Source organism: Bradyrhizobium sp. LHD-71 (genome assembly GCF_031157255.1).
GTDB lineage: Bacteria > Pseudomonadota > Alphaproteobacteria > Rhizobiales > Xanthobacteraceae > P52-10.
The window spans coordinates 35,532-51,606 of sequence record NZ_JAVIFX010000014.1 but is presented as its reverse complement, the minus strand read 5'-3'; the positions used below and the strand labels follow the sequence as shown (position 1 = coordinate 51,606).

18 protein-coding genes are annotated in these 16,075 nt (G+C 63.1%); 7 read left to right on the top strand and 11 right to left on the bottom strand.

The window, feature by feature from the left end; all coding sequences use genetic code 11:
• Positions 1–4 precede the first annotated feature (4 nt).
• The 4 genes from RCO31_RS16705 to RCO31_RS16690 form a co-directional block, all read right to left on the bottom strand.
• Positions 5–517, bottom strand: a complete 513-nt coding sequence (locus RCO31_RS16705; protein ID WP_308969553.1) for an HD domain-containing protein — start codon at positions 515–517, stop codon at positions 5–7.
• Positions 518–519: 2 nt separating this feature from the next.
• A complete protein-coding gene (locus RCO31_RS16700; RefSeq protein WP_308969552.1) occupies positions 520–906 on the bottom strand; it encodes a DUF3775 domain-containing protein in 387 nt (128 codons plus the stop codon).
• A gap of 76 nt (positions 907–982) precedes the next feature.
• Positions 983–1,303, bottom strand: coding sequence for a DUF3175 domain-containing protein (locus RCO31_RS16695; protein WP_308969551.1), 321 nt, complete (start codon positions 1,301–1,303; stop codon positions 983–985).
• 162 nt (positions 1,304–1,465) lie between these two features.
• Complete coding sequence (locus tag RCO31_RS16690) at positions 1,466–1,885, bottom strand: hypothetical protein (protein WP_308969550.1); 420 nt, start codon at positions 1,883–1,885, stop codon at positions 1,466–1,468.
• Positions 1,886–2,353: 468 nt separating this feature from the next.
• Here RCO31_RS16690 and RCO31_RS16685 point away from each other — a divergent pair, with 468 nt between their 5' ends.
• From RCO31_RS16685 to RCO31_RS16675, 3 genes are all read left to right on the top strand, one after another.
• The gene (locus RCO31_RS16685; protein WP_308969549.1) at positions 2,354–2,833 is read left to right on the top strand and encodes a DUF2267 domain-containing protein; all 480 of its coding nucleotides are present in this window, start codon (positions 2,354–2,356) and stop codon (positions 2,831–2,833) included.
• Between the two features lie 12 nt (positions 2,834–2,845).
• On the top strand, positions 2,846–3,280 hold the full coding sequence (locus tag RCO31_RS16680; protein ID WP_308969548.1) for a CBS domain-containing protein: 435 nt from the start codon (positions 2,846–2,848) through the stop codon (positions 3,278–3,280).
• A gap of 184 nt (positions 3,281–3,464) precedes the next feature.
• Entirely contained in the window at positions 3,465–3,791 is a 327-nt protein-coding gene (locus tag RCO31_RS16675) for a DUF2853 family protein (RefSeq protein WP_308969547.1), read from the top strand.
• A 71-nt stretch (positions 3,792–3,862) separates the two neighbouring features.
• On the opposite strand, the gene RCO31_RS16670 is transcribed toward RCO31_RS16675, so the two are convergent.
• From RCO31_RS16670 to RCO31_RS16655, 4 genes are all read right to left on the bottom strand, one after another.
• Positions 3,863–5,053: an MFS transporter gene (locus RCO31_RS16670; protein ID WP_308969546.1), complete on the bottom strand. Its 1,191-nt coding sequence runs from the start codon at positions 5,051–5,053 to the stop codon at positions 3,863–3,865.
• Positions 5,054–5,269: 216 nt separating this feature from the next.
• Positions 5,270–5,779, bottom strand: a complete 510-nt coding sequence (locus RCO31_RS16665) for a DUF1772 domain-containing protein (protein ID WP_308969545.1) — start codon at positions 5,777–5,779, stop codon at positions 5,270–5,272.
• Positions 5,780–5,954: 175 nt separating this feature from the next.
• Positions 5,955–7,205, bottom strand: coding sequence for an ATP-binding protein (locus RCO31_RS16660; protein ID WP_308969544.1), 1,251 nt, complete (start codon positions 7,203–7,205; stop codon positions 5,955–5,957).
• Positions 7,202–7,963 carry a response regulator gene (locus RCO31_RS16655; protein WP_308969543.1) on the bottom strand — a complete coding sequence of 254 codons (762 nt, stop codon included), beginning with the start codon at positions 7,961–7,963 and terminating at the stop codon, positions 7,202–7,204. The genes RCO31_RS16660 and RCO31_RS16655 overlap by 4 nt, the downstream gene beginning before the upstream one ends.
• A 346-nt stretch (positions 7,964–8,309) precedes the next feature.
• Between RCO31_RS16655 and RCO31_RS16650 the strand changes: the two genes are divergently transcribed.
• On the top strand, positions 8,310–9,188 hold the full coding sequence (locus tag RCO31_RS16650; protein ID WP_308969542.1) for a DUF3313 domain-containing protein: 879 nt from the start codon (positions 8,310–8,312) through the stop codon (positions 9,186–9,188).
• 68 nt (positions 9,189–9,256) lie between these two features.
• Here the strand turns inward: RCO31_RS16650 and RCO31_RS16645 are convergent, their stop codons facing one another.
• The 3 genes from RCO31_RS16645 to RCO31_RS16635 all read right to left on the bottom strand — a co-directional run bounded on the left by RCO31_RS16645 (position 9,257) and on the right by RCO31_RS16635 (position 12,476).
• On the bottom strand, positions 9,257–10,102 hold the full coding sequence (locus tag RCO31_RS16645) for an amidohydrolase family protein (protein ID WP_308969541.1): 846 nt from the start codon (positions 10,100–10,102) through the stop codon (positions 9,257–9,259).
• A 17-nt stretch (positions 10,103–10,119) separates the two neighbouring features.
• A complete protein-coding gene (locus RCO31_RS16640) occupies positions 10,120–11,175 on the bottom strand; it encodes a tripartite tricarboxylate transporter substrate binding protein (protein ID WP_308969540.1) in 1,056 nt (351 codons plus the stop codon).
• A 206-nt stretch (positions 11,176–11,381) separates the two neighbouring features.
• Positions 11,382–12,476: a trypsin-like peptidase domain-containing protein gene (locus RCO31_RS16635; protein ID WP_308969539.1), complete on the bottom strand. Its 1,095-nt coding sequence runs from the start codon at positions 12,474–12,476 to the stop codon at positions 11,382–11,384.
• A 352-nt stretch (positions 12,477–12,828) separates the two neighbouring features.
• Here RCO31_RS16635 and trpS point away from each other — a divergent pair, with 352 nt between their 5' ends.
• The 3 genes from trpS to RCO31_RS16620 all read left to right on the top strand — a co-directional run bounded on the left by trpS (position 12,829) and on the right by RCO31_RS16620 (position 16,072).
• A complete protein-coding gene (trpS, locus tag RCO31_RS16630; RefSeq protein ID WP_308969538.1) occupies positions 12,829–13,842 on the top strand; it encodes a tryptophan--tRNA ligase in 1,014 nt (337 codons plus the stop codon).
• Between the two features lie 109 nt (positions 13,843–13,951).
• Positions 13,952–14,809, top strand: coding sequence for a Ku protein (locus tag RCO31_RS16625; RefSeq protein WP_308969537.1), 858 nt, complete (start codon positions 13,952–13,954; stop codon positions 14,807–14,809).
• 396 nt (positions 14,810–15,205) lie between these two features.
• On the top strand, positions 15,206–16,072 hold the full coding sequence (locus tag RCO31_RS16620; RefSeq protein WP_308969536.1) for an IclR family transcriptional regulator: 867 nt from the start codon (positions 15,206–15,208) through the stop codon (positions 16,070–16,072).
• Positions 16,073–16,075 lie beyond the last annotated feature (3 nt).

The window sequence follows — 16,075 nt, the reverse complement described above, 5'->3', positions numbered from 1 at the left end:
CGCCTCAACCGGCGCCGCCCGGCGTCCCGCGCGCGATGATGCGCGCTGCGCGTTCGGCAAGCGACGGCTCGGCGTGCTGCAGCACCTGCAGCGTTGCCGCCTTGTCACTGAGATCCTTGCCGGTCAGTTCGCCGGCGCGCGCCAGGGCCTCCAGATTGCTGACGATGTCGGCGCATTTGATCAACTGCGCCTCGGCAGGCGCGCGCTGCAGGCGGGCTCGCGTTGTCTCGTCGGACTCGCCGGGCAGGTCGGTGACGGCCTCGACCAGCGCGCGGATGCGCGGACCGAACACCGCCTCGAGCTCATCCGCCGTCGTTGCCGTCTTTTCAAGCGTGTCATGCAACAGCGCCGCCGCCGCCACCACGGGCGGCTGTCCGGCTTCGCTCACGAGCAGCGCAACCTCCAGGCAATGATCGGCGACCGGACGCTTCTGGCGCGGCTTGCTCTGGCCGGCGTGACGTTCGCAGGCAAAGCGGGCGGCACGCAACACCAGGGTGGAGCCATCGGCTGTGCCCATGGTCAGGCCGCTTCAAGTTGGTTGAGGCCTTCCTCGATCAGGTCGCCGCATAGTGGCTCGCCGAGCAGATACCGTGCGGTGTGGGCGTTATGGCCACGCGCGGCTTCGCGACGCAGCTCCTGCCACTGCTCGACGCCGCCGTCGCCGCGACCGAGCCGCATCAAGGCGACGAGATCGACCTGCTCGTCGGTGCTCAGTGCGTTGACCAGGCCGACGAACTCGCGCACCACTGCGTCATGAGAACCACGGTCCTCCAGCACGTCGACGACACGGTCGTCGGTCGGGTTAGAGGCATCGTCCGGATCCACGGCGATGTCCTTGCCGGCGAACTCGCGCGCCTTGGTGACGAGAAAGTCGATTTTGTCCTTCGAGATCGAAAGTTCCGGCATCGCCACGCTCCGCGCCTGACAGCAAATGCAAGTACGTGAGAGATATGCGGGCGCGCCGCGGACGGTTCCGCGACGCTCAGCCCGCCTTGCCGTACAGTTCGCGCAGTTCGTCCTTCGCTTCGTTGAGCTTCCGCTTCTGCGCGGCGGAAAGATTCTTGCCTCCGCGGTTGACATAGAACGTCAGCATGGACATGGCGGAGCGGAATGGTGTCGATTTACGGCGGCGGCTGCGCTCCGCCGATCGCTTCAGCGACAGTGCAATGGCATGGGGGCTTTTCTTGAAGACGCCTTCGTCCAACGTCATGGCGTCGCTGGTCTCGGTCACTTTCTTCGACCAGCGCTTGGGCGCTTTTCGACCCGCTTTCTTCGTCGTCTTTCTTGGTTGCTTGGCTGGCATCTTCGGCCTGCTCCAATGCTCACCCGGGCGCACTAGCTTTCTGTCCGCGATTGACGCCGACCCGCGGCGCTCGCGGATTAATCTATTCACGCGTCGTCTCGACGGACGAAGGTAGTCTCGGATGGAGCTACCTTCGCGTTATCCCGTCACCTCATCGCGCCGCTATAGCGGCGTGACCTTGTCGAGCTCGGTGTGCTCATGCTCATGAGCGGCCGGCTCTTCGGTCGCGTCGTACGGCATTTGCACAATCACTGCGGTCTGCCCCGGAATCAGACTCGACAGCCTGACAATCTGTCCGTCGGAAAACTCGAGCGCATCATGATGCGCAAAGCGGTTGTCGAGGTCGATCTGCCGGAAGGTCGCGACCTTCTGGTTTGTGCGCATCGTTTCGACACAGCTTTTCTCGAATTCGACAGTATCGTCGAAAGCGAGTTCGGTGCCCGGGCGGAGGCAAACGGCAATGCCCGGCTCACCGACGCCGGCGAATCCCTTCGTCATCGCATTCGGGAATCGAGTCGATATGAGCTTCTCGCCGGCGATTGCTGCTCTTGATGCAACGTTCTCAAGGCTGTAGTCGCACATAGGTTATCTCCCGTGCTTGCACGGACCATTCCACGTCCGCGGTATATCAATCAGGCCTTGTGGCGGGCGGTTCCTCGATTTTCTGCAGAATTTTGCATCCGGCTGGGTCAAATTGTCGTGCCCCCGCGACGCCTCCCGCCGGCCGGGGAACCTCCCGGAGAGCGTCCTGTTCGGGCCGAAGAACACCGGTGTCCGGCCGCAGACCTCTCCGCCGCCCCATCGCGTCCAGACTGTCGGGCGGCAGGCTTGCGGCGGCGAACGCCGCACTGAATTTTTCCGAAGCTGCTCACGGTGCAGTCGCCGTAGATGGCGTTTGACGACCGCGATCAGATCCTTGCGAGGCGGCAACGCCGCAGCGTTCCTCAAGCGGCGCGGGAAATCTTGAAAGGATGTCGCGACAGTCGGCTGAGGAACGATAAGCAACGGCTAGCGTTCGCCGTTGAACCCGTACGAACCCCGGAGGACAAGATGAGCGCATCCGGACTCGACGTGTTCGACAAGACGCTGCAAACCACGAACATCTGGCTGAACGAAATCCAGGCCGAGGTCGGGCCTGATCGGCAGGTCGCCTGGAAGGTGCTTTCGGTCGTGCTCCACAAGCTGCGCGATCGGCTGCCAGTTACTCTTGCAGTACATCTCGGTGCGGAGCTGCCGCTGCTGGTCCGCGGCGTCTATTACGATCAGTTCCAACCCTCCAAGCAGCCGACCGATTGGGATCGCGATGCATTCGTCGCTGAAGTTCAGCGATGGCTTTCGGATATCCGGCCGGTGAATGCCGAGCAAGGCATACGCAGTGTGTTCGGCGTGCTCTCGCGGCACGTCTCTGCCGGCCAGGTCGCGAAGGTTCAGGATGCTCTTCCCGAAGATCTTCGGCAATCCTGGCTCACGACTGAGCAAAGCAAGACTGCTCCGGAGCGGAAAGCTGCGCGGGAAAAACAGCCAAGCTGAAAGGAACATGCCATGCGAGTTCGTGAAGCAATGACACGCGACGTCGCGATCATCAATGCGGAGGAGAACCTGCAACAGGCCGCCAGAATGATGGCGGTCATGGATACGGGAATTCTGCCGGTAGGTGACGAAGGCCGGCTGGTGGGCATGCTCAGCGACCGTGATATCGCGGTCCGCGCGGTCGCAGGCGGCAAGGGGCCGGACACCAAGGTGCGCGACGTCATGTCGTCGGAAGTGATGTATTGCTTCGACGACCAGGAGATCGAGGACGTCACCGACAACATGGGTGACATCCAGGTCAGGCGGCTGCCCGTGCTCAACCGCGACAAGGAGCTGGTCGGGATCATCTCGCTCGGCGACATCGCTCTGACCGACGGCTCAGGTGCCGCGACCGCGTTGCGCGGGATTGCGCGGCCGAGCGCTCAGCACAATCCAGGCGGCGCATAGGCACTGCGTCTATCCGTATCCGCGTGCGCGAGCTGCCGAGCCGCCTGCAGAAGCAGCTGGCGTAGCTGGATCGAAAGCGCGTGGCCTGCATTCAATTTAGCTCAAACGCGCGATCCTGCGATCACGATCTGTTCCGGACGACCGCCTATCCTGCCCGCTTCCAACATGAGAGGGGAGTTGAGGCATGACGACAGTTCACGATTGGTCGCACGACGTGAAGAAATACGTTGCGGCGGCCAATGAATCGGCGGTCAACGGCATCGTAAAGTACCTTGGTGCCGCGCTGCATAGCCGCGACAGTTCGTTCGTCGCCTGCGAGGACAAGGCCGAACACGATCGTGTTCGCGAAAGCTTCCTCAAGCAAAAGCTTGGGCTGACGGCTTCCGACGCCGAGCTCGACAAATCCGTTGTCGAGGTCTGCCAGAAGATGCACGGAGATCGCGACAAGTCCCGCGTCGCATTCTACTATCTGCTCGCCGAGCGACACGGCAAGCTTTCGCTCTTTTCCTGAGCGCAAACACACTGCGCGCCCGCGCAGTATCGGCGCGGGCATTTTTTTCCAGTCATTGGCCCGACACCCAGCTAATCGGCGTCGCCGCGCGGGCGCCATAGCGGAAATGTCAGGGCGAGCGCGAGCAGACCTCCGAGCGAGCTGATAATCACCGCGGCTCCGGCGCCGAGTGCCTCTGCGAACAGGCCGATCTGCAGAAACCCGATCGGCCCGATGCCGATGCTGACCGACAGCAGGCCCAGCATGCGCGAGCGCAACTCCGGCGTCACCGCGCGATAGATGAGGGTCGTCTGCATGACGGCAAAACAGGCGCCGCTGATGCCCGCCATCACCAGGAACGTTCCGGCCATGAACGGCTCGGACATCAGCGCGAAGCCGACCATCATCAGCTGGAAAACCGCGACGGCGCCGACATAGAGCGCGTGAAAATGCGCGGGCCTCGCCAGCATGGCGACCGACGCGGCGCCCAGCATCGCGCCCACGCCGTCCATGCTGGACAAAAGCCCAACGCCTCCAGGCCCAAGGTCGAGATTGTCCTTTCCGATCACCGGCACGAGGCTGTAGATCGGCCAGCCGAAGATATTGTAGATCGCGGTCACGAGGTAAATGCCAAGCAGGTGGGGCCTGCGCCGCGCCTCGCGCAATCCTTCGACGATGCGGCTCAGCGTCGAGCCCGCGCCGGCGAGATGCGTGAAGGGCTCGCGGTATTTGAGGCCGAACGCGGCGCCGATGCCGACAAGGTAAAGCCCGACGCTGACGATGTAGGCCTGCTCGATACCGGCGGTCGCGATCAGTACGCCGCCCACGGCAGGACCGACCATGCGGCTCGCATTGTTTGCGCCGATGTCGAACGCCATCGCGGTCGCCATCTTGTCGGCGCCGACCACCTCGCCGATCATGATGCGCCGCAGCGCATTGTCCGTCGCCCACGCGGTGCCATTGATGAAGCAGGATACGGCGAGATGCCACACCTCGAGCCGACCGGCCCAGGCAAGACCTGCAATGGCTGCGGACGATAGCAATAGGGCCACGAGCACGGCCAGAATACCCAGCCTGCGATCGAGGCGGTCGGCCCATGCGCCCATGAATGCGCCGAACAAGGCCATCGGCAGAAGGCGCAGCAGCGTCATCATCGTGACGATGAAGGCAGAGCCGGTGACCTGGTAAGTGAAAACCGCGACGACCAGCAGCTCGATCCAGCGCACGGTGAACATCATCAGTCCGACGAGCCAAAGTCGCCAGAAGTCTGCCTGCCGTGGCAACCGAGAATTTCGGCTACTCTCGCCCTGCCCTGTTTGTTTCCCGGTCACTTTCCAAGCGTGCTTTCAGTGGCACGTCATTTTGTCCGAGTCGTTGTTACCGGCATCGGCGCTCGAGGGCAATATTGTCTCGCATCTTCTGCGCGAGGTGAATGCTGGAGCATTTTCCGGAAAAGTGGACACCGGTTTTCCGCAGAAAATGCGACCAAACAAACGAATCTAAGGCGTCTCGACTGCCTCGCGCGCGCTGCAGCGCGCAATCACGGCAATGGCGATGGCCGCCATCGCAAGCACCTGAAAAGCCGCTCCGGCCAGGTGCGAATATTCCCACTGCGCGCGCAGCGTCTCGAAGTTGTCGGGCAGCACCGTCCAGTTGTCGGTCACCTGATTGGCAGGAAAGGTCCAGATCCAGAAGATTGCCTGCGCCGCGGCCACGCAGGCCAGCGCAGCAACCGTCGGCCAGAATACACGCGGCACGGCGCGATAACGAACAGCGAGCCACAGCATCGCGGCCACTTCGATGACGAGCAGAAAGGCGAGCAGCGACCATCCTCGATAGGCGGTCTGGACGATCAAATAGTTGTCGGGCGAAAGCTCGATCTTGTTGGGAAATTCGAGCGCATGCGCCAGCGCTGCGCCCATCGCCAGCGCTGTTGCAAGCAACGCGACAAAAGCGACCATGTCACTGGCGGTGAGACCTTGGCTGGAACTTGATTGGGAATCTCTCATCAAACCTCGCCGGCACGTTCGTCCGGGCGCAAGCGGGCCCGATCCGCGGGGCCCGATCGTTAGAAACGTTCAGGGAGGAAGAGACGGCGTCGGCGATTGTTCCCCGGTGCCGCATTAAGATTGCGTAATCAGGCGGCGCGAAGACCTGTCCGCTTTCGGACGATGGACAGCCGCGCTAGGCCATCACCTCAGCGGATACGCTCACCGTTGGCAGCTCGACGATCTGAAGCAGGCCACCGTCCGGCCGATTGGCGATGCTGATGTCGCCGCCTGCCCGGCGAACAATTTCAAGGGAAATGGTGAGACCGAGGCCGGCGCCGGGAATTTGCTGAATCCGCGCGCGGTCGGCGCGGAAGAACGGCTCGAACACCTGGTCCAGGAGATCGGGCGCAATGCCCGGTCCCTGATCGGCGATCGTGATCTGCGCCATTGCACCTCCGGTGACGCTCACAATGCCGCGCAAACCATGCGTTGCCGCGTTGATCAACAGATTCCGCAAGGCGCGGTTTAGCGCCAGACGGCTGGCCTTGACGTAAGCTTCGCCGGTATCGCCCACGTCGATTTCAAAGTTCTGATCACGAAGTTCGGCCGCGACGCTTCTCACCAGCTCATGGATTGGAACGATCTCAGTCAGTTCTTTCGCGCTTTCCTCACGCACGAGTTGAATTGCGCTGTCGGCGATACGTCCAAGCTCATCGATGTCTTTGAGCCACAACGAACGCTCCTCATCATCACGGACGAACTCGGCGCGCAGCCGCATGCGCGTCAGCGGCGTGCGCAGATCGTGCCCTGCGGCAGCAACAAGCCGCATGCGGCTTTCGATCACGCGCTTCAGCCGCGCGGAAAGCGAGTTCAATGCCGCGGCGGTCGCGCGCACCTCGGCCGGCCCGCGCTCGGGGAGTACCGGGAGAATGGCGTCCGGCGTCACCGCCTCGACCGCACTCTCGAGCATCGCCAAGGGCTTGGTCATCCGATAGGCCGAGAACACCGCGACCGTGCCGACACCGATCGCGATGAAGGCAAACCACATCCAGCGGCGGGAATCCCGGATCGGAACAACGATATCGTGCAGAAGCCAGCCGGACGTCCCAACGCGAACAGAGAGCGTTCGAAATCGTGGGCTTGCCGTTTCGTCCTTGTGCGTGATCACGAGGTCAAGTGGCGTGCCGAGCCTCGCGGTTGCGGCACGAAACAACTCGGTTTGCTCCTGATCCACCTCACCTGGTGCAGGCCGAGGCGACAAGTCGGCGGCGCCCGGTCCGTGGCTGGCGAGGCGCTCCATCGTGATCCACTGTCTGGCGAACATGTCGATCATGACGCTCCCCGGCACCACGGACGCGTAGATGATCGCGAGCGTGATGAGCGCCACCACCGAGACGATCGAGGCCACAAGCAGCAGCGCCATCTTGGCACGAAGCGTATTCACGTCGACCGATCCATGACACTCACCTTGGTGGCAAGCTGGTAGCCGCCATTGCGGACGGTCTTGAACATCTGCGCCGCGCCACCGTCCGAAAGCTTCCGGCGGAGACGGCTGATCAGCACGTCAATCGAACGGTCGAGGACGTCACCGTCGCGTCCGCGCGTCAGGTCGAGAAGCTGATCGCGCGAGAGCACGCGGCCGGGCCGATCCAGGAATGTCATGAGCAGATCGAACTCGGCCCCGGTGAGCTGTATGTCGCCGCCATCCGGATCGGTCAGTGTGCGGGTGAAAGGGTCCGCCACGAAACCTTCGAAGTGATAACGCGCCGCCTCGCCCGGCGCGGAGCGGGAGACCTGACCGCGCCGCAGCACCGCGCGAATGCGGGCCACGAGCTCGCGCGGATTGAACGGCTTGCCGAGATAGTCGTCAGCGCCGGTCTCGAGGCCAATGATCCGGTCGACGTCCTCTTTGAGGGCCGTCAACAGGATGATCGGGACCTTGGAGCGCTGCGAACGCAGGTTGCGGCACAGATCAAGCCCCGAACCATCCGGCAACATCACATCGAGAACGATGAGATCGATCTGATTGGTGACGAGCCGCTCATGGACCTCCTTGCAATTGGCCGCGAGCCGCACGCGAAATCCCTGCTCCTGCAAGTAGCGGGACAAAAGCTTTCGGATCTCGGAATCGTCATCGACAACGAGAATTTGAGGCGTGTGCTTGGTCATCGGCGGGTACGGAATGGTCGCGGTCTTTGTCATGGCCGGGCTTTGACCCGGCCATCCCGATCAGGAAGGCACTGCGCCCCTAAGCGGGATGCCGGGTCATAGGCGAGCGAAGCGACGCCGTTCTTCGAACGGCTATAGGCGAGCGAAGCGACGCCGTTCGTCGAGCGACTATGCCCGGCTACGACAGCTCAGAGGACAAATTTGTAACGAAATTCTGTCTGCAGACCGGCCAGACATGTTTCGACACAAAAAGCCGTCGCACAGAAATGTTCAGACATCTGAGGCCAGATTTTGGTCCAGGAGAGCGGTCTATTGAGATCCCGAGGTAACACTTGGGGGGCGAATGCGCGGTCTTGCCAGAGTTCACGAGAGATACACCTTGCCGACACGGCGCCACGCGGGACTGCGCCTCGGCCCGGCACGCGCCGTCCTCGCCCTGGCCATTGTCAGTCTGCTGCCGGCCTGCGCGTCCGCTCCGCTGGTGCAGGGGCGCACCTTGTCGTCCTATGGCGGTCTTGCCCCGTCCGACGGCATGCTCACAAAGTCGCATATTCACGTCAACAAGCCCTTCGTGCAGGAGGCGAAGACCGTCAGAATCGTCCCCGCGTCGTTCACGGCAACGGCGGCGCCGAAGCTGACCGACCGACAGCGCGCGCTGGTGGCGAATGCCATCAACCGCGCGCTATGTGTCAGCCTCAGCGACCGCTTCACGGTCGTCGCGCCTGAGCTGCCGGCCGACCTGACCGTCCGCGCCGTCGTCACGCAGGCAACGGAAACCGACGAGGTCGCGGCTGGCCTTTCCGCCGCCGTCTCGATCGGCACGAAATTCGTGGACATGGGCGCGCCGGTGCCGATACCGCGTATTCCGATCGGCCTGGGCAATCTTTCGCTTGAGGCCGAGGCGATCGATCAATTCGGTCAGCAGCAGGCGGCGATGCTCTGGGGACGGGGCGCGACCGCGCTGTTCAGCTCGCCCAAAGCATCGAAGGCCAGCGACGCGTACGACCTCGCTGCCGCATTCGGCGACGATTTCGGCTATCTGCTCGTCAAAGGCGAAAGCCCCTTCAAGAAGACCACGCCGAGCATCCCCTCCTTGCAAAAGATCAATTCCGCCGTGGGCCTCGCGCCCAAGTACGCCGCATGCGAGAGCTACGGCCGGGCGCCCGGACTTGTCGGAGTCGTCGGCGACAGGCTCGGACTGCCGCCTGAATGGACCGACAAAGGTGCCAAAAAGAATGAAGCCGCGGCCGGCAATTAGTGCATAACGAAAATTAGGTTGCCGTCATGCCCGCGGCCGTCCCGCCGCGACGTGATCCGAGCGCCAAGTCACTCGCCGAAATAGAAGCGGAATGCTGTCTCCCCGCCGATCTTCCGTCGTGCGGCAGGGTCGGGAATCCAGTCGAAGAAATCGCGGATCGTGTCCGCATAGGAGACCTTGTCCTCGAAGGCGGCGAACGGCCAGTCGCTGCCCCAGAACAACCGCTCCGGCCCGGCCGTCTTCAGCAGTTCGGCGGCAAGGGTCTTCGCCACCTCGCCCGATCCCTGGCGGTAGCCGGCCGAGAGCTTGACCCAGGTGTTGCCCTTCTCGACCGAGCGAAGAACCGCCTTGAAGCCTTCGCAATTGACGCCCCTTGCCGGATCGGGGCGGCCGAAATGATCGATCACCAGCTTGACGCCGGCCGTCTCGAGCGCGGCGATCGGCGCGATGATCCGTTCGCCGTCGTTCTCGAGAAGATGCACATGCCAATCGAGATCGGCGATGCGCCGAAGCAGCAGCTTGTACTCCGGCGAAGACAAGTCGGGTGGGTTCGCGACGTTGCGGCGCTGAAAGCGGACGCCGACCACGCCGTCGGCCTTCATCATCTCGAGGATGTAGCGATCGGTCGCCGGATTGTTCAGGATCACCGTGCCGCGCAGGCGCGGATACTTGCGCAATGCCGCGATCTGATAGTCGTTATAGTCTCCAAATATGCTCGCGCCGGCAAGCACCGCGTGAGTGACCCCATGTGCATCGAGCTCCTTGATATAAGCCTCGATCGGCGCGTCATGCGGCGGCCGGTGCCACGCCGTCGGGCTCAGCGGCATGTCGAGCGTGTAGGCATGTGCGTGGGTGTCGACCAGGGGACCCTCGCTCGAACGCCCCCTCACCTGCTCCGCATCAGTCTGTTGCATCGAACGTGATCCCGCCGTCACTCCGGCGTGATCTTCTCCGCCGCCGGCCGCCATTTTTCAAGCTCGGAGGCCATGAAGCTGCGCAGATTCTCTGCCGAACCGCCGACCGGAACCATGCCCTGTTTTTCGAGCGCCTCGATTCCCTCACGGGTGGCAATGAAATCGTTCGCCGCCTTGTTGATCTTGCCGACGGCCTCGACAGGGATTCCGGCGGGGCCGACGATGGCGATCCAGCCTGTCGCGTCGAAATCGGGCATCCCCAGTTCGGACAAGGTCGGCGCATCCGGCAGCAGCGACCACCGCTTGGGCGCAGTGATGGCGAGTGCCCGCAAAGTGCCGGCCTGCACATGCGGCGCATAGTTCGATGCAAAATCGACATTGATATTGACGACGCCGCCGAGCAGGTCGTTCATCGCCGGCGCCGAGCCGCGATACGGCACATGCGTCAGCCGGAAGCCCAGGTTCGTCTGCACGAGGTCGGCGGTGAGATGACCCATCGAACCGTTGCCTGGTGACGCGAAGGTCACCTTGCCCGGGTTGGCCTTGGCATAAGCGACCATCTCCTGGAAGCTTTTCGCGGGAAGCGTCAAATTCGAGGCGATGATCAGCGGTATTTTCGCCACCTCGACGATCGGCGTGAAGTCCTTCGCCGGATCAAAGGTCATGCTCGATTTGTAGATGACCTTGTTATAGACGAGCGGGCCGGTGCTGGTGAACAGCAGCGTGTAGCCGTCAGGCGGGGCGGCCGCCACCGCGGCAGCGCCGAGATTGCCATTGGCGCCCGCCCTGTTCTCGATGACGAACGGCTGGCCGAGCTTCTCGCCAAGCACCTTGGCAAAGATGCGGGCCACTACATCGTTCGATCCGCCGGCCGGGAACGGCACGATCACCTTCACCGGGCGGTCGGGCCACGCCTGCGCCAGCGTTGGCGCCGCGACAACCATTGCGCATGCGGCAAGAGCGATCGCGCCGACCGTACGAGCAACCGAACAGGCTGCGTCCAGCCCGCTGTTACGCGTGATACCGCCGGCCCTTCCGCAGAGCAGATCGACCTTCCCTCCCAGCGCCATCATTGGTGTGGCCCCTTATGACTTCTCGAAATTCGATCATGTCATGCAATCGCCGGCGGCCGCCAAAAGTTGTTCGCGCATTCCACACCGTGGCACGCTGGCTTCGAACTCTTGGCGCGGCAGGCCTGCAGCGATCGTTTCTGCGTCGTTGAACGGTGCAAGGGGCGAAGCCGGCAAGCTTCCAGGCGTGACCGTCGAGCGCAGATCGCCTAGCTTCGGGAAATATCGACGACGCCGACCGATATGTTGCGCCGTGCGCCGTCGCGCAGCACCGTCAAGGTGACGTTGTCGTCGATCTTGGTCTTTTCCAGAACATCGGTCAGATCGGCCAGACGACGCACCGGGTTGCCGTTCGCTTCGACGATCACGTCGCCGACCGTCCCCGTCCTCATGTCGACGCCGCGCAAGCCGGCACGGGCCGCCGGCGATCCCGGCGCGACATTGACGATGACGACGCCGTCGGCGCCGAGCCGGGTCGCAACGCTCTCGTTTGCGGCAACGATGCCGATGCCGGGCGTCGGCACGCGGCCGGTGCGGATCAGTTCCGGCACCACCCGGTTGACGATGTCGACCGGGATCGCGAAGCCGATGCCGGCGTTGGTGCCGGACGGTGAGAGGATCGCGGTGTTGACGCCGATCAGCCGTCCGCCGGAATCCAGCAGCGGTCCGCCGGAGTTTCCCGGGTTGATGGCAGCGTCGGTCTGGATCACATCGGCGACCTCGCGGCCGCCCGCGGTCGGCATCCGCCGTTTCAGCGCGCTGATGATGCCCGTGGTCAGCGATTGATCGAGTCCGAACGGATTGCCGATCGCAAACACCGACTGGCCCACCTTCAGATCGGAAGACGATCCGACCGATACCGGCGGGGGCAATGTGCCGCGCGCGGCAATCCGCACGACGGCGAGATCGTAGTTCGGCGCGCGTCCGACGACTTCTGCCGGCATCACGTCGCCCGTCGAGGTGCGGATCATCACCTGATCGCTGTCGCCGACCACATGCGCGTTTGTGACGATGTTGCCGGCGCCGTCCCAGAGGAAGCCCGTGCCGCTGCCTTGCTGCCCGCCCGCGTGATCCTCGCCCTGGATCGGCGATCCATGTCGCTGCACCACGACCTGCACCACCGACGGCGAGACGCGCTCGAACAGGCTGATCGCAGTTTGCTCGTAGTCCGCCAACGCTCCGCGTGGCGCGATCGCCCGCTGTTCGGTTGCCGCAGAAAACATTTGTCTCAGGTGCGGCTGCAACAGCCAGAGTCCACCGAGCACGACGGCGAGAAGCAGGATAGCGCGAAGCAGGTTTCTCATGCGCCTATGCAGGATTGTGGGCGGGCAAGGCTTAAACCTCAGACCGCCGTTAGGTTCCACCTTTGTGGCGCCGAGATATAGTTTTCATGAATCCGGCGCACTCCGCCGGCGCAAAATTTGAAAAGAGATCATTTCAAAAGTCGCGGACCGATATTCCTTTCTTGGCGCAGCGCACCAGACTGCTATGATGGCTCCATGACGAACCGCCTGCCGCTCACCACGCAATGCTGGTGGCCCGCGATCTAAGCGCGGCCAGTCAATAACCTTTGACCTCAGCCGCTGCTCTCGGCGGCCAGGTTTTTTCAGAAAATTTCGTCCGGCGACAGCAGCGGCAATTCTCGGAGAATTGCCAATGCCCTCTTCTTCCTCGCGTCCGGTGATCCTGACCGGCGACCGGACCACGGGACCACTGCATCTCGGACACTATGTCGGCTCGCTTCGCAACCGCGTGACGCTGCAGCATACCCACGAGCAATACGTGCTGCTCGCCGATGCTCAGGCCCTCACCGACAATGCCGACGATCCGGCCAAGGTGCGTCGCAACGTCATCGAAGTCGCATTGGATTATCTCGCGATCGGCATCGATCCGGAGCTGTCCACGATCTGCGTTCAATCCGCCTTGCTGGCTCTGGCGGAGCTGACGCTTCTCTACCTCAATTTCGTGTCCGTCGCCCGGCTCGAGCGCAACCCGACCATCAAGGACGAGATACGGATGCGAGGCTTCGGTCGCGATATTCCCGCGGGCTTCCTGTGCTATCCGGCAGCGCAGGCGGCTGACATAACCGCGTTCAAGGCCACCGTGGTTCCGGTCGGTGACGACCAGGTGCCAATCATCGAGCAGACCAATGAGCTGGTCCGCCGGCTGAACCGGCAGATCGGCCATCCGTTGCTGCCGGAGGCAAGAGCGCTGATTTCGCAGACGGGGCGCCTGCCCGGCGTCGATGGCGATGCGAAGATGAGCAAGTCCCAGGGCAACGCCGTGCCGCTGTCTGCGAGTGACTCGGAGATCGCCGCTGCCGTGCAGCGCATGTACACCGATCCCAATCACCTTCGTGCATCCGACCCGGGACAGGTCGAAGGCAATGTCGTCTTCATCTATCTCGACGCCTTCGACCCGGATGTCGAAGCGGTCGCCGATCTGAAGGCGCAGTATCGACGCGGCGGCCTCGGCGACATGGCGTTGAAGCGGCGGCTGACGAACATTCTTCAAGCGACGATCGCGCCGATCCGGGAACGCCGCGCGGCACTCGGCCGCGATCCGGACGCCATCATGGACATGCTGCGAACAGGCGCAAAGCGCGGCCGGGCTATCACCGAACAAACGAAGGAGGAGATCATCACCGGCCTGGGGCTTTTTCGCCTCTGAGCCGACGCCCCCTACCGCACGGAACGATACGTGTCTGCTGCCGTTGAAAACTCGTGCCTGATGGCCGGTTTCTCATGAAATCGGTGACCGATGAAAACGGAGCAGCGAGATGCCGCGCGCATACTGGAAGGGCTTTCTGAAGCTGTCGCTCGTCACCTGTCCGATCGCGCTTTATCCGGCATCCACCGCAGCCGAGAAAACGCACTTTCATCAGATCAACAAGCGGACCGGCAATCGGCTGCGGCAGCAGATGGTCGATTCCGAAACCGGCCGCGTGGTGAACAAGGAGAACAAGGGCCGCGGCTATGAGGTTTCCAAAGGACGCTACGTCGAGATCGAGGAAGAGGAGCTCGAAGCCGTCGAGGTCGAAAGCACCCACACGATCGAGATCGACGATTTCGTGCCGCAGGACGAGATCGACGAGCGCTATCTCGACCGCCCCTACTACATCGCGCCGAACGGCAAGTCCGGCGCCGACGCCTTCGCCGTCATTCGCGATGCCATGAAGCGCAAGGGCAAGGTGGCGCTCGGCCGCATCGTCCTCACGAACCGCGAGCACGTGATGGCGTTGAAGCCGCTCGGCAAGGGCCTGCTCGGCACCACGCTGAGATACCCGTACGAGCTTCGCGATGAAGCGGACTACTTCCGGGATATTCCGAGCCCACGCGTCTCCAAGGAGATGGTCAACCTCGCCGCCCATATCCTCGACACCAAGGCTGCGAAGTTCGATCCGCGCAAGTTCAAGGACAAGTACGAAATGGCACTGAAGAAGCTTGTCCGCCGCAAGGCCGCCGGCAAGACCATCGAGGTGCCCGATCGCGAGGAGGCGGAGGAGCAACCCGCCGACCTGATGCAGGCGCTCAAGCAAAGCCTCGGACGGCGGCCGACGGCCCGCCGGGCGCGCGGCACCTCGCGCCGATCCGCCGCGCAGGCCCCGAAGCGCCGCGCCCGCCGCCGGGCCGCCTGAGCAGCTTCGATTTGCATGCCGGTTGTCATCGCTGCTATGGAATCCAGGCTTCGAGCACTCGTTGCATCCAAGTCCATCGCAGATGAGGCGAGCCATGCATTCGGCGGCGTCCCCTCTCCCCGTCGGGGAGAGGGTTAGGGTGAGGGGGTTCGGGCCGCTGTGGTGCGAAGGCCCGGACTCGACACGCCGCAAAAGAAAGCACTCTCGACGATCAGCTGTGCGACACGACGGATTCACTGCCCCTCACCCCGCCCCTCTCCCCACCCGAACTCGGGTTTACCCGAGTTCGGCACTATCAAGTGGTCGAAGTCGGAAACATCCGACTTCGACCAGGGAGAGGGAGCGCTCAGAGTTCGTTGCGACCTCCTTGTTCGCATCGGCCGTGTCACCGTTCGCATGAGCACGAAGAAAGCCCAGTCCAGGCGCGCAGGCCCGGCCCGAAAGGCGAAACCTCGCGCTGCCGCCTCCGGGCCGCCCGTCAACAAGTCCTCGGTGCTGATCCTGAAAGCGCTCTACTCGTTCACCAGCGAGCAGCAGTCGTTCGGCGTCAGCGAGTTCGCGGCAAAGCTCGGCATCACCAAGAACATGGCGTTCCGGGCGCTCGGCACGTTGCTCGACGAAGGCTTCGTCGTTCGCGACGCCACCGGCAAGCGGTACGAGCTCGGCTACCGTGTCCTCATGTTCATGGACGCGGGCAGCGAGGAGACCGACATCCGGGCGCTGTGCGTGAAGTACATGCACATCCTGCAGGAGATCAGCGGCGAGAGCGTCGTGTTCTCGGTGCCGATGGGATCCAACCTCGTGACCATCGATGGCGTCGACCAAACGGGCAGACGCTTCCTTCGCGTCAACTGGGTGCCAGTCCCGCTGCATGCGAGCCCCGGCTCGCGCGCAATCCTGTCGTTCCTGCATGACGACGAGATCGAGGAATACATCCGCCTTGCGACGCCGCTCAGGCGGATCACGCCGACGACCATCACCGATCCGGACAAGCTGCGCGCAGAAGTGCGGCTGGTTCGCCGCAAGGGATATGCCATCGGCTATGAGGACCGCGTTGTCGGATCGAACTTCGTGTCATTCCCGGTGCTCGACGAGTTCGGCCGACCGCACGGCGCCATCACCATCGGCGGGCCGAAGGAACGCTTCACCAAAGACAAGATGTATGCGCTGATCCCGCAGCTTGCCGACGTGATGGCAGAACTCAATCGGGAGGCGTCGCTGCTCGACGCAAGCCCCATCTTCATCTCGCAACAGACGGTCTAGCGA

What these genes read in the sequence shown, in the direction of transcription:
- RCO31_RS16685 (WP_308969549.1), top strand. Translation starts at nt 2,354, where the DNA reads ATGAGCGCATCCGGACTCGACGTGTTCGACAAGACGCTGCAAACCACG.
- RCO31_RS16700 (WP_308969552.1), bottom strand. Translation starts at nt 906, where the DNA reads ATGCCGGAACTTTCGATCTCGAAGGACAAAATCGACTTTCTCGTCACC.
- trpS (WP_308969538.1), top strand. Translation starts at nt 12,829, where the DNA reads ATGCCCTCTTCTTCCTCGCGTCCGGTGATCCTGACCGGCGACCGGACC.
- RCO31_RS16645 (WP_308969541.1), bottom strand. Translation starts at nt 10,102, where the DNA reads ATGCAACAGACTGATGCGGAGCAGGTGAGGGGGCGTTCGAGCGAGGGT.
- RCO31_RS16620 (WP_308969536.1), top strand. Translation starts at nt 15,206, where the DNA reads ATGAGCACGAAGAAAGCCCAGTCCAGGCGCGCAGGCCCGGCCCGAAAG.
- RCO31_RS16695 (WP_308969551.1), bottom strand. Translation starts at nt 1,303, where the DNA reads ATGCCAGCCAAGCAACCAAGAAAGACGACGAAGAAAGCGGGTCGAAAA.
- RCO31_RS16635 (WP_308969539.1), bottom strand. Translation starts at nt 12,476, where the DNA reads ATGAGAAACCTGCTTCGCGCTATCCTGCTTCTCGCCGTCGTGCTCGGT.
- RCO31_RS16655 (WP_308969543.1), bottom strand. Translation starts at nt 7,963, where the DNA reads ATGACAAAGACCGCGACCATTCCGTACCCGCCGATGACCAAGCACACG.
- RCO31_RS16690 (WP_308969550.1), bottom strand. Translation starts at nt 1,885, where the DNA reads ATGTGCGACTACAGCCTTGAGAACGTTGCATCAAGAGCAGCAATCGCC.
- RCO31_RS16665 (WP_308969545.1), bottom strand. Translation starts at nt 5,779, where the DNA reads ATGAGAGATTCCCAATCAAGTTCCAGCCAAGGTCTCACCGCCAGTGAC.
- RCO31_RS16625 (WP_308969537.1), top strand. Translation starts at nt 13,952, where the DNA reads ATGCCGCGCGCATACTGGAAGGGCTTTCTGAAGCTGTCGCTCGTCACC.
- RCO31_RS16675 (WP_308969547.1), top strand. Translation starts at nt 3,465, where the DNA reads ATGACGACAGTTCACGATTGGTCGCACGACGTGAAGAAATACGTTGCG.
- RCO31_RS16680 (WP_308969548.1), top strand. Translation starts at nt 2,846, where the DNA reads ATGCGAGTTCGTGAAGCAATGACACGCGACGTCGCGATCATCAATGCG.
- RCO31_RS16640 (WP_308969540.1), bottom strand. Translation starts at nt 11,175, where the DNA reads ATGATGGCGCTGGGAGGGAAGGTCGATCTGCTCTGCGGAAGGGCCGGC.
- RCO31_RS16705 (WP_308969553.1), bottom strand. Translation starts at nt 517, where the DNA reads ATGGGCACAGCCGATGGCTCCACCCTGGTGTTGCGTGCCGCCCGCTTT.